Below are 13,356 nucleotides of genomic sequence, written 5' to 3'. Positions count from 1 at the left end.
CGGGCCTTTTTCGTTGTGATGCTTATTTGCTTGTGCGTTGCGCCGCCACACCCGCCGCCGCATAGAGATCGATGCGCGAGTAGACACCGAAGCTCGAGCCGTCATCGAGGAAGCCGCCACCGGGGCCCTCGGTTTCAGTGAGGATGCGGTCGGCTTCTTCAAGCGAAAGGCCGGGGAAGGCTGCGGTGAGCAGATAGCCGGCCTCGGGCGCAAGTTTGCCCACGTCCTCGATCTTGTTCACCGTTTCCGGATGAGCGATGGCGATGTTGTAGTTCTGCGTGGATTCGTAGAAGGCGCTGTCGGCTGCCGGATGGCTGAAGCGGCTGATGTCCTGCGCGGCGCAGCTGTCGATCCTGTCGCCGCAGGCCGTTTCGAGAATCGGCGCAAGCTCGGCGCGCGCGGCCTTGAGCGCGGCCTGGAAGTCGCCGATCGGCTCCATCTTCTTGCTGGGCGAGTCCTTCACATAGGCAGGATCGTTGGCCAGCAGGTGTGCCATATCGTGCAGCGCCAGCGCGCGTCCGCCGAGCACATCCATCGCATAGTGCGCGCCGACAATAATGCGGTCGTTGCCGTACTCGGCGCCGCGCGCGACCATCTGTTGATAGCGCGAGGGCACCAGCAATGCGAGCAGCAGCGAGCCCGTGTATCCATAAGTCGTGTGGCCGCTCGGATAGGAGGGGTTCCCGGTCAGGTCCATCAGCGGGCCGCGGTTGTACGTATCATTCGTGGCCGGATCGTGGAAGTAATCGATGCTCATATAGTGCGTAAAGACGGGCTCGGTCTGGAAGGGGCGCGAGTCGCCATAAGGATCGGAGCCGGGCGAGCCGGCGGCCAGATGATAGGCGCGGCCGAAGGGATCGGGGCTGCCGTGCACTTCGGTGTAGATGGCCTGGGCCTCGGGAGAGATCGGCGTTTTGCCGTCCGTGGTGCCGTTGCCGAAGAAGAACTTTGCCGCATTCGAGTGGTAGCCGGTGGTGGCGACGGCGAAATCGACCAGCCGCGCGACGGCCGGGGGCAGCGGCGTGGCGTGCTCGCGGTCGATGGGGTGGAAGCGCGTGAGGTACGCAGCGCCGAGCGTGGTGCCGAGGCCATCCGCAAGCTGGCCAAGGTTGTGCCCCGGCGCGAAGACGTCGGCCAGCGCGAGCTGCTGCTGCGAGGCGAAGGGCAGCAGCGTGGGCTGGCGAATCTCGCCTGTCTGAATGTCTCCGGTCGTGGTGAGGTTCCCGGCCAGTGCCGCTTGCCCGGCCTCGCTGTTCGAGAGCGCGCTCACCGGGGCAAGCCCGCGGAGGTCTTCAAGCGTAGCCTTTGAGGGCGCAGGAGCCGCGGCGGGCGCGGTCATCGACTGCGCTGTGGCGAGGGAGACGGAGGCAAAGGCGAGCAGGGCACAGCAGGCGGCTCGGCGGAGCGAAACAGCGGAGCGAGCGGAGGTCTTCATATACGGGAATGGTAGCCGGGCATGGGATGCGGTGTCATGAATGCGCACATTTCTGCGGATACTAGGGTAATAGCTGATCGTTGCGTTCGATGGCGATAGCCTCTTCGAGCTCCTGCCGTTCCAGCTCCGCTTCGAACTCCGCTTCTTTGCCGTGAAGAAACATCACACGGGCTCCGCCCAGGTGCTTCTGGTTGCGGCGCAGGAACTCCTGCAGCAGATCTTCCTCGCCGACCAGCTCGAGGCATTGCGGCAGGCGCAGCGGTGGAATGTCGCTCGAGTCCATGATGAGCTTCTGATTCTTGAGATAGCCGCCGGTCACGCGGTGCAGCAGGGCCTGTTCGATACCCGCCTCCCGCGCCTGTTCGAGGAGATAGGCGCCGAGATTCTGCGGCAGCATACGCCGCCACCAGGAGTCATGTTTCAGAACCTGTGCAGTGCTGAAGTAGACGCGAAGAACGGCGGTGTTCGCCATGAGGATGCCTCCGGGATAGCTGTCGGGAAAGCGTTCGTTTTCGGGGATGAGGAGCGTGTCGGCATCGGCTTCCGTGCGCTGCTTGGCGATGAGCGCCAGCGAAAGGCCCTCCTCGTGCGTAAGCGCGGCGTGCTTGCTGCTGCCCAGCCGCTGCGCGTGGTAAATGCCGGAATGGCCGGAGAAGAGATAGCTCACCACGCAGGCAATGGCGGCGAAGGCTCCGGCCTCGGCCCCGAAGAGCTCGACCGCCATCAGGCTCGAGGCGATCGGCGTGTTCGCGGCCCCGGCAAAGACGGCCACGAAGCCCATGCCGGCCAGCAGCGAAGTGGGCAGGGGCAGCACATGCGCAAGTGCGTTGCCCAGCGTCGATCCGATGTAGAAAAGCGGCGTGACCTCGCCGCCCTTGAATCCCGAGCCCAGCGTGACTGCGGTGAAGGCGAACTTGGCCGCGAAGTCGTACCAGTGGAGCGGATGCTGGAAGGATGCGACGATGGTGGGCACGCCCAGGCCGATGTAGCGCGTGGTGTGCACGGCAGCCACGGCCAGCGCCACCACGATGCCGCCGGTGAACGGCCGCGCCGGCCCCCAGGCGATGTGCTTCTTCATGAAGTGCGAGACCGCGTGCGTAGCCTTCGCAAACAGCATCGCTGTTACCCCGAAGGCGATGCCCGCCGCGCAGGCTGCGAGCAGGTTGCGCGGGCTCAGCGGCGCAACCTGCGTCACGGTGTAGATCGTGTGGTGGACGCGCCAGGCGTGCGTCGTGAAGTCGCCCACGAAGGCCCCGACAAAGCAGGGGAAGATGGCCGCATAGTTCAGGCGGCCGATGGCCAGCACCTCGAGGCCGAAGACCGCGCCCGCCAGCGGCGTTCCGAAGACCGAGCCGAAGCCCGCGCTGATGCCGGCCATGAGCAGGATGCGGCGATCCCCGTTGCGCAGCCGGAAGAGGCGCGTGAGCTGGTCGGCAAGCGAGGCGCCCGTCTGGATGGCGGTGCCTTCACGTCCGGCCGAGCCGCCGAAGAGGTGGGTGAGGAAGGTGCCGATCAGGATGAGCGGCGTCATGCGCAGGGGGATGGTCGCCTGCGGGTCATGCACTTCTTCGAGGATGAGGTTGTTGCCCGCCTCGACCGAAGAGCCGAGGTACTTGTAGAGGCAGCCGACAAAAAGTCCGGCCAGCGGCAGCAGCGCGATGAGCCACAGGTGCGACTCGCGGACGGCGGTGGCCAGGTTCAGCGAGGCCAGCAGCAGCGCCGAGGCCGAGCCGCCCAGGACGCCGGCGCAGGAGGCAATGACCAGCCAGCGCAACAGCTGGACAAAGATATGCGACTGCTCGGCAAGGAGAGGATGTGCAGAGATGGACTTCAAACGTGCTCCTACGAAGGGATAGTCGTAGGAGTCATCAGCGCCTCATCAAAGCAGAACCGGGAGGCGCGGTTCAGGCGAACTCCATCGCCTTCGTATTTGAGTTCTAGGTTAGCGGGGAGGGGCTTGGGGCGTCAATTGGGGGATTGGGCGTTTGCAAATAACAGATTTATTCATGCTTGCTTAAGTGGTAATTTCGTTTTGTCCTAGCCTAGTTGCTGATCGGAGAATCTGAGTTGATGAAGCGGCTGCTCGAAGAAGTGTTCGTCACTGAGGGGGTGCCACAGTTCACTTTTGTGCAGCCTCCAAACTTCAATGACATCTTTCTAGATCTGCGCAGGCCTGGCAAACCTCTGATTATCGAAGGTCAGTCAGGAACAGGAAAGACGACTTGCATAACGAAGGCTGTTGAGAAGCTCGGTAGTGGAGCTTCCGTCGTATCATTAAGCGCCCGCAAAGCGGAAGATGTAACTAGGATCACTGAGTTAGTCGTAAACCGCCAGGGCGGAATGTATGTAATAGACGATTTCCATAGGCTCCACTCTGACTTGCAAGCCTCGTTAGCTGATCTTGCGAAATTGGCTGCCGAGCAGCCCGAGGGGGAAGTGAGACTTCCAAAGCTTGTGCTGGTTGGTATCAACCAGGTTGGCAGTGAATTGATACACCTGGTGCCGGATGTTGCCAAAAGAGTGGGAATACACAGGATTCAGCTGGGGCGCGAGGAGGACATTCAGAAGCTCATTCTGACTGGATGTGAACAGCTCAATATTGCAATCGAAAATTGGAAATTACTTTTTGAAGAAAGCCGTGGCGACTACTGGCTGACTCAGCATCTATGCCAAACCCTATGCACAGGACAAGATATTTTAGAAACCCAAGATACACCTAGAAGCATAAGTATTAATTTGGCTTCTCTGCGCGCTCGAGTCGTTGACCGGCTTCGTTCGGCCTATCATGAGGGCGTAAAGCAGTTTTGTCGTGGTCGTAGATTTCGTCCCAGTAATGATCCGTATTTCAAGTTGCTCCGCGCGATAGGTCAGCAAGATAGTTCGATTATTGATCTAAATGAATTAGCCAATGCGAATGCAGATGTCCGTGGCAGCGTAAATAACGTAAAAGAGCACAGGCTTAAGGTCTTAATTGCAGAGAAGCCAGAATGTGAAAAGCTTTTTTACTACAACGCTGAAACGAAGATGTTTGCGATTGAGGATCCTGCAGTTTTTTATTATGTTAAGCATCTCAACTGGGAGTCATTGAGAATTGATTGCGGGTTTAGAGATGAATCCCGAGACTATGAATATGAGTTTGCGATTTCTTTTGCGGGTGAAAATCGAGCTCTCGCGAAGAGCATTGCAGACAATATAGAAATCTTGGATGCGAGCATTTTTTTCGATGAATTGTTTGAAAATAATTTCTTAGGTAAAGCTTGGGGAAATTCATTTAGAGAAATCTTCGCTAAGAAGTGTCGTTTAGTTATCTGCTTACTCGATAAATATTACGAGACCAAGATTTGGCCTACTTTTGAGCGAGAATGCTTTCTGCCTAGGGTTCCAGAAGGTGAGGTCATTCCCATTTATTTGGATGAAACTAAATTTGTTGGAATCCCCACAGATACTGTGGGAATCAAGTTTGACTTCGACCCAAGCAAGCCCGACTGGGAGAGCGACGTGGTAGACAAGATTGTATTCCGGCTCTTCGAGCGTATCGGAGGCTGATAAGACACTTTCGGAGCTAGCGGAAGTGGGGCAGATTTATGCCCCAACCTCAGCCTTCTCCGCCGCCTTGAACTCCGCCACCTTGGCCCCAATCGCGTACTTCAGCGCCTCAATCCCTTGACCGGTCACGGCTGAAATCTCGTAGAAATCCAGCTTGCGGCGTTTCGCTGCGGCCTTCAGCTTCTTGAGCTTCTCGGGATTGGCGACGTCGATCTTGGTCGCCACCACGATCATCGGCTTCTCGTCGAGGCCGTGGCCGAAGTTTTCCAGCTCCTTCAGGATCACCTTGAAATCTTCCACCGCATCGGGACGGCCGCTGGCGTCCGACACATCCACCAGGTGGACGAGCAGGCGCGTGCGCTCGATGTGGCGCAGGAACTGCGTGCCGAGTCCGGCGCCGAGGTGCGCGCCTTCGATCAGCCCGGGGATATCGGCCACCACGAAGCTCTGCTCGTGCGGCTCCTCGCCCACCGACACGACGCCGAGGTTCGGCTGCAGCGTGGTGAACGGGTAGTCGGCAATCTTCGGCTTCGCGGCCGAGATGCGCGAGATCAGCGTCGACTTGCCCGCGTTGGGGAAGCCGACCAGGCCCACATCGGCCAGCACCTTGAGCTCCAGGCGCAGCAGCCGCTCCTCGCCCGGGAAGCCGGGCTCGTGCTCGCGCGGGGCCTGGTGCGTGGAGGTGGCGAAGTGCTGGTTGCCGCGGCCTCCACGGCCGGCCTTGGCAATCACCACGCGCTCGTCGGGCAGGCGGAAGTCGTGGATCAGCTCGCCCGTCTCCTGGTCGTAGACGGCGGTACCGACCGGGACTTGCAGGATGATGTCCTTGCCGTCCTTGCCGGTGCAGTTCGAGCCGAGCCCATGCTCGCCACGCTCGCCCTTGTGCTCGGGGTTATAGCGGAAGAAGATCAGCGTGTTGTGGCGCTGGGTCGATTCCATGATGACATTGCCGCCGCGGCCGCCATCTCCACCGGAGGGACCTCCACGGGGGACAAACTTCTCGCGACGGAAGGCCATGCAGCCATTACCTCCGTCACCGGCTTTTACGCGGATTTTCGCTTCGTCGATAAACATTGTGATCTTTCAGTTTATCGGATCGGCTACGCTTCCAGACACTTCAGCAGGAGACAGGCAGGAGGTTGTCGGCCGGCGCGCCGCAAAAAGCAGGGCGCGGAGCCGGGCGGCGGCCGCGCGCGTGTGCTCGCTGCAGGCAGGCGAGGCGGACGGTGCGATTTCGAGTGCAATGGCCGGAATGGTTGCGGGCAGCGGCTCTTCTGGCGCTGCTGGCGGTGTATGCGATGGCCGCATCTGCGCAGTCCTCCACCGGCGGATCGGTGGCGGGCACGATCCGGGACGCCGGCGGCCGGCTGTTTGCCGCGCTCATCACGTTGAAGAACACGGCGACCGGCGACGAAATCCAGGTGCTGAGCGATCGCAAGGGGAATTTTCGCTTTGCTGAGGTGCCCCCGGGCGTTTACGCCATGCGCATCAATGCGCCGGGCTTCGCCGTGTGGCATGCGGAGAGCGTGGCCGTCGAGGTGGGCCGCATCACCACGATGACCGCGCAGCTGACGATGGAGGCCGTCGAGCCGAAATGGAAGGCGCGGCAGCGGAAGACGGAGGTCGGTCCGCAGCCGGCGTTGACCGACAACCTGGACGAGGGTGCAATCGACAACCTGCCCAGCGCAAGCGGGGATCGGAGTGCGGCAGCCGGGCTTTCGGCCGGAACGGTGACGCCCGCGGTTTCCCAGGACGAAAGCAGCGCCGGTCCGGGCGGAGTGAGTTATCGCGGCCTCAGTCCGATGCTGAATGCGGCTTCGGTGGATGGAGTGGACAACACGCTGGCCTTCCATGCACAGATGCGCGGAACCGGCAGCGGAGGCTACGCGACCGCGCAGGCGGCGATTCGCGAGTTCCAGGTGAATACGGCCAATGCCGGCGCGGAGTACGGACACGCAGCCGGAGGCCTGGTGAACACCGTCACCAGGGGTGGCAGCAACCGGCTGCATGGAGAAGCCGCCTTTTCCGACCGCGATGCCGCATGGGGAGCAGGCAATGGCTTCACGACGTTGACCGAGCAAGACGCAGCCGGCGCGTGGGTGAGCGTTCCGTATAAGCCGGTGGATGTGCGGCGCGTGGGCAGTGCGTCGGCAGGCGGTCCCTTGCGAAGAAACAAGCTCTTCTGGTTCGGAGCCTTCGATAGAGAGCGGCGGGATTTCCCCGGAGTGGCGCGGGCGAATCTGCCCGCGACCTTCTTTGCCGCACCCAGTGCGCAGAACGTGGAGACGCTGGCGGCGCGCGCCGGGCTCTCCGATGCCGCTGCGCTGACGGCGTGGAATACGGTGCTGGGCGATCTGGCCGGGATGCTCGGCAGCGTGCCACGAACGGCGAATCAGGAGAACGGCTTTGCGCGGCTCGACTGGCGTCCGAACAACCGCAGCAGCGTGCTGATCGAGGCCAGCGGCATGGGCCGCAAGGCGACGAATGGCGCACTGGCCGGAGCGACGGAGACGTATGGAGTGGGCAGCTTCGGGAGCAGTTCGACGACAACCGGAACGGCGCTGGGCGGATGGACCTATACCTGGCGTCCGAGCGTAGTGAACTCTGCGCGTTTTGCCTGGAGCCGCGAGCGGCTGGCGCAGATGGCGAGTAAGCCGACAGCCTTCGAGCAGACGCTGGCCAGCGCGGCGTGGGGACTGGCGCCTCAGGTCAGCGTCGATCGCGCCGAGGGATTCGCCTTCGGGACGCGTACCTCGAGCGACAGGCGGGCCTATCCCGACGAGACGCGGCAGCAGCTGGTGGATGGGGTGACGTGGATTCACCATAAGCACGCGGTGAAGGTCGGCTTCGACTACAGCCATGTGCAGGATGTGGTCGATGGCTTGAACGGGCAGGCCGGGGCGTATACGTATGCGTCGCTGCTGAACTTCATGTCGGACCTGCTGGCGCCGGATTCGTGCGATGGATCGACGACGGGGGCCGGTGTCTATCCCTGCTACTCGCACTACCGCCAGACGATCGGCCTGCCGGACTGGTCGCTGCAGACAGAGGACTACGGCGTCTATGTGCAGGATGAGTGGAAGCTGACGCGCCGGCTGATGTTTTCAGCCGGCATGCGCTATGAGCGCGAGCGGTTGCCGGATACGAATCCGGCCGTGGCGAATGGAGCCATTCCACAGACCCGCTATCTGCCGCAGGACCGGAATAACTACGGGCCGCGGGCCGGCGTAGTGTGGGATATCTTCGGCTCGGGGCGGACCGTGATCGAGGCCGGGGCCGGAGTGAACTACGGGCGTGTGCCGAACGCAACCGTTTACAGCGCGCTGTCGCTGACCGGCACCGGCGCGGGCGCGCAGAGCTACTACGCGAAGCCGCTGGATGTGGGCGCGCCGCCGTTTCCCTATGTCTTCGGAGCAGCGCCTGCGCTCTCGATTGTTCCTCAGGCGGTGTATTTCGACCGGCATTTTCAGAACCCGCAGGTGATGCAGGGTGCGCTGACCCTCGAGCAGCGGTTTGGACGGCAGACGGTCGTCAGCCTGACGGCGTTGGGTTCCTTTAGCCGCGAGCTGATGAAGATTGTGGACCGCAACGTCGACCTGAGCGCGACCGGGACGATTCATTACACGGTGGATGATCCGGATAAGCTGGGACCGCTGCAATCCGCCGCTGGATACACCAGCCGTTTCTATTACAAGCGGCTCAATCCAGCCTATGACGCCATCTACGCGATCGAGAGCGAGACGAACGCGAAGTACGAAGCGGGAGTCCTGCGGCTGACGCGCCGCATAGGCGCTGCGGCGATGAACCTTGGCTACACCTACGCGCATGCCTGGGACGGGAATCCGGCTGAGTCGGCGCTGGTGACCGAGAGCGGACTCTATGATCCGCAGAATACGTCGCTGGAATGGGCGGCATCGAGCTTCGACGTGCGCCAGCGCATCGCCGGGCAGGTGGTGCTGCATGAACCATGGCACCTGAAGAAATGGGCCGGGCGCGCCTTTACCGGATACACGCTGGCGATGAGCGGGGAGTGGCACACCGGGCTGCCGTACTCGATGCAAACCACTGGTTCCATCCCCGCGCTGGCCTGCTCCTATGAACAATGGCTCCAGTCCGGCGAGGACTGCGCCGCGATCGACGACCCGGGCGTGATTACGGGCTCGTATGTGCCGGTGAGCGGACTGGGCGAAAGCCTGGACGGGCTGGGCGGCAGCCGTCTGCTGCCCTGGGTGGGGCGCAATACCTACCGCAAGCCGCCGATCACAAATATGGATGTGCGGCTGGCCAAGCGGACCTCGATCACCGAGCGGGTGTCGCTCGAGATGATGGCGGAAGCCTTCAACGCATTGAATCATCAAAACGTCACGTCGCTGGAGACGATCGGCTACTACGCCGATAACAGCACGACCGAGACCAATTACGGGCGGCTGACTTACATGAGCGGGAGCGCCAGCACGACCGGAAGCGTTGCCTCGGCCTTCGGGACGGTCACCGCGGCCAATACTTCGGCCGCCTACCGGCAGCGGCAGCTGCAGGCCGGAGTAAAGCTCAGATTCTAAATGGGATAGGGATCGCTGGGGAGTTGAGTGAGAGCGGTGCCATTTTTAAAAGACGTGAATCCGCAAAGAATTGTTGCAGCTTTGTCACGGAATTTTTATCTAGCTATGGCAAGGTAGAAATGCAGGACAGACCGTCCTGCTGTGGATCGTTCGGACAGCTGGCAGCTTTGCAGGCATTGTTTTCCCTGAAAGACATCGGCTGAGTCAGAGGGCTGCAATTCCGTCCACACATACAGAGAAGAGGCAGCCAGAACGTACGAAGGCTGCAGAGATCAGCAGTTTCTTTCTGAGGAGAGCCAGGATAATGAAGACTTTTATGAGCCGGAGCCGCGGTGTGCGCGGTTGCGCGTTCGCCTTGGTATGGGCAGGCCTGTGCTGGCCTGTGGCCAAGGCGCAGTCGACGACGCAGGGTGCCATTGCCGGAACCGTGGAAGATGCGACCGGCGCAGTCATCGGTGGCGCAAATGTGGTGCTGCACAACAACGGCACTAATGCCGAAATCAAGCTGACGACCGACGCGAGCGGCTACTTCAAGGCCCCGCTGGTCAACCCCGGCATCTATACCGTGACCATCACCGCGAGCGGCTTCGGCGACTATACCGCGAACACGGTTGCAGTCACCGTCGGCTCGCTCAGCGAGCTGCATCCGACGATGAACACCGGCACCGCGAGTGAGTCGGTGACCGTCTCCAGCGAGGCGCCGCTGCTCAAGATGGAGTCCGCGGAAATCTCCGAGACGCTGACCTCGAAGGAAATTGTGAACCTGCCGCTGAACGGCGGTCGCTGGTCGAATCTGGCGCTGCTGACCCCGGGCGCGGTCTCGGATGCGAACGGCTACGGCCTGATTAGCTTCCGCGGCATCAGCCCGCTGCTCAACACGGTCGAGATCGACGGCGCGGACGACAACCAGGCCTTCTTCTCCGAAGAGCGCGGCCGTACGCGTGAAGGCTATTCGACCTCGCAGATCGCTATCGCCGAGTTCCAGGTGAACACCGGTGTGTTCTCGGCCGAGTTCGGTCGCGCGGCCGGCGGCGTGCTCAACGCCATCACCAAGAGCGGCACCAACAGCATCCACGGCCAGACCTACTTCTACGACCGCGACAACGACTGGGGCGCGCTGAACCCCTTTACTACCTACACCAGCGTCACCTACTCGGGTGACACCCCCAACGTCATTACCGGTGTTCCCTTTCAGCCCAAGGACTGGCGCAAGCGCTGGGGCTTCGGTGCCGGCGGCCCGCTCATCAAGGACAAGCTCTTTTGGTTCTACGCGTATGATCAGTACCGCCGTAACTTTCCTGGCGTAGCCAAGCCGTCCTCGCCGAACGCATTTTTCAGCCAGTCTGCGGATATGGCGCTTCCTTCAGACGACTCTTGTATCTCGACAGGCACTGCCGCGAAGGTGGTCGTTACCGGTACAAATACGACTCCTACCGACGTCAAGTCGGGTGATGCTGGCGTCTGCGCTCTGGCCTGGCGTGTCTATAGTGGTAACTATGCGACCGCGGCTCTGCATTATACCCAGCTGCTGTACGGTACCGCAGCCTCCGGGGCAACTGGCCTCACTGGCGCCGGCCTGCTTGACGACCTGGGCACGACCCCGCGTACCGGCGATGAAGTGCTGAACACTCCCAAGCTTGACTGGCAGATCTCCGGCACCGAGCACCTGAGCGCGCTCTACCACCGTCTGCGCTGGGACTCGCCCGGCGGCGTGCAGACGCAGACCTCGAACAACTACGCCACCGACACCTTCGGCACCGACTTCGTGAAACTGGACTATGGTCTGGTCGAGCTGGCCAGCGTCTTCTCGCCCTCGCTCTCGAACGAGCTGCGCTTCCAGTACGGCCGCGAGCTCGACGATGAAGGCCAGCAGGCGCACAGCTCCTTCACCAACCAATACCTGAACAACACCACCGGCACGCCGGTACAGCTCGCCATCTACGGCGGCAGCTCGAACAACGGCTTTACCGCCGGCATGCCCTACTATTCGTTCCGTACTGCCTATCCGGACGAGCGTAAGACGCAGCTGGGCGACACGGCGAACTGGACCTATCACAATCAGAACCTCAAGTTCGGCTTCGACATCCTGCGCAACGCCGACACGGTCAACAACCTGTACGAGAGCAACGGTGTGTACACCTACACCTACTTCTCCGACTTCTTCGCCGACATCCTGCAGCCGAGCGGTACCTGCGACAGCTCGGAGTCGCAGACCGGCCTGGGCGCTTATCCCTGCTACTACGGCTTCACGCAGGGCTTCGGTACCCCGAAGTTCACCATCACTACCATGGATTACGGCTTCTTCGCGCAGGATGACTGGAAGCTGACTCCGCGGCTGACCATGAACATCGGCGTGCGCTATGACTATGAGCACGTGCCGCCGCCGTTCCCCTCGCTGATTGCGACCGAGAAGTATCCCTACGCTCCGACACAGAATCAGCCGAGCGACAAGAACAACATCGGTCCGCGCATCGGCTTCTCGTGGGATCCTTACGGCAAGGGCAAGATGGTGGTGCACGCCGGCTATGGCCTCTACTACGGCCGTATCCTGAACGGTGTCATCCTCAACGCGTACGAAGCGACGGGCAGCCCGCTCGGCCAGTACACGGTGCCTTCGATTTACGGTGAGAAGACCAGCAGCACAGTGCCGCAGTTCCCGCAGGTGATCTCCTCCGGCACCTTCCCCACACCCAGCCTCGACTACTTCGCCAAAAACTTCCAGGCTCCGCAGACCCAGCAGTACGACCTGAGCGTGCAGCAGGATTTCGGTCACGGCAACATCTTTACTCTCAGCTATCTCGGCTCAATGGGCCGGGAGCTGCCGAACTTCCTCAATCTGAACCTCAATCCCTCATCGGTAGCCAGCGCTTCCAACACGGCGCAGTCGACGATGTACCAGACCACGCTGACGGTGACGGGCACGAACAACAACTGCGGACCGCTGGCCTGCGGCACCACGATCACCTCGAATGTCTACGCGAAGACGGCCAAGCCGAAGAGCGGCAGCACGGTGAATACCTACGTGAATGCGGACTACGGTTCGGTGACCGAAGTGGTGAGCAATATCAACTCCAGCTACAACGCATTGGTGGCCGAGTTCACCAACCGCAGTAATAAGTACGCGCAGTTCGACCTGAACTACACCTGGTCGCACGCGCTGGACTACAACCAGAACGAGAGCACCTCACCCTCGACCAACAACTGGTACGACCCGTGGAACAATCCGAAGGCCAACTACGGCAACTCGGCCTTCAACGTGCCGAACCGCTTCGTGGCCTGGGCGCTGCTGAACTATCCCGGCAACGCCACCGACTGGAAGAAGTACCTGATCAACAGCTGGCACCTGAATCCGGTGGTGCAGGTACAGAACGGCCTGCCTTACTCGGCGGCGACCTCGGGCACCATGCCGAGCGAGACGTACGGCAACTATACGTACTCGGCGGCAGGCTCGGGCATGACCGGCTCGGCTTCGTCGAGCTACCTGCTGCAGATCGGCCGCGATACCTTCAAGCAGCCGACGACGGCGGATTTCGATATGCGCCTCGAGAAGGATCTCCCGATCAGCGAGCGTTTCAACGTCGAGCTGCTGGGTGAGGTCTTCAACGTCTTCAACCACGTGAACGTGACCGGCGTGAATACGACGGCCTACTCGATCTCGGGCTCGAACCTGGTCTACAACCCGTACTCGACGACGGGCGGGGTCAGCGGCGAGTCGGGCTTCGGCGCGGTCACCAACGCAAACTCGAACTTCGTGTACAGCCAGCGCCAGATCCAGCTGGGCATGAAGCTCGACTTCTAAACCGGCAGTATGTGGCA

General features: G+C 61.4%; 6 protein-coding genes and 1 riboswitch. Of the genes, 3 read left to right on the top strand and 3 right to left on the bottom strand.

The window, feature by feature from the left end; all coding sequences use genetic code 11:
- Nucleotides 1–22: 22 nt before the first annotated feature.
- Complete coding sequence (locus tag ESZ00_RS05760; protein ID WP_229740983.1) at nt 23–1,435, bottom strand: phosphatase PAP2 family protein; 1,413 nt, start codon at nt 1,433–1,435, stop codon at nt 23–25.
- Between the two features lie 61 nt (nt 1,436–1,496).
- Entirely contained in the window at nt 1,497–3,269 is a 1,773-nt protein-coding gene (locus ESZ00_RS05755; RefSeq protein ID WP_204520154.1) for a voltage-gated chloride channel family protein, read from the bottom strand.
- 18 nt (nt 3,270–3,287) lie between these two features.
- A riboswitch (Fluoride riboswitch) is annotated at nt 3,288–3,367 on the bottom strand.
- A 138-nt stretch (nt 3,368–3,505) separates the two neighbouring features.
- Between ESZ00_RS05755 and ESZ00_RS05750 the strand changes: the two genes are divergently transcribed.
- Nucleotides 3,506–4,981 (top strand): TIR domain-containing protein, encoded by a 1,476-nt coding sequence (locus ESZ00_RS05750; protein WP_129207185.1) that lies wholly within the window; start codon nt 3,506–3,508, stop codon nt 4,979–4,981.
- A gap of 36 nt (nt 4,982–5,017) precedes the next feature.
- Here the strand turns inward: ESZ00_RS05750 and obgE are convergent, their stop codons facing one another.
- Complete coding sequence (gene obgE / locus ESZ00_RS05745) at nt 5,018–6,055, bottom strand: GTPase ObgE (protein WP_129207184.1); 1,038 nt, start codon at nt 6,053–6,055, stop codon at nt 5,018–5,020.
- A 152-nt stretch (nt 6,056–6,207) separates the two neighbouring features.
- Between obgE and ESZ00_RS05740 the strand changes: the two genes are divergently transcribed.
- On the top strand, nt 6,208–9,540 hold the full coding sequence (locus ESZ00_RS05740) for a TonB-dependent receptor (protein WP_129207183.1): 3,333 nt from the start codon (nt 6,208–6,210) through the stop codon (nt 9,538–9,540).
- Between the two features lie 304 nt (nt 9,541–9,844).
- Nucleotides 9,845–13,339 (top strand): TonB-dependent receptor, encoded by a 3,495-nt coding sequence (locus ESZ00_RS05735; RefSeq protein ID WP_129207182.1) that lies wholly within the window; start codon nt 9,845–9,847, stop codon nt 13,337–13,339.
- Nucleotides 13,340–13,356: the final 17 nt, after the last annotated feature.

The organism is Silvibacterium dinghuense (assembly GCF_004123295.1).
Taxonomy (GTDB): Bacteria; Acidobacteriota; Terriglobia; order Terriglobales; family Acidobacteriaceae; genus Silvibacterium; species Silvibacterium dinghuense.
The sequence above is the reverse complement of the archived record's forward strand: the minus strand, read 5'-3'. Positions and strand labels throughout refer to the sequence as shown.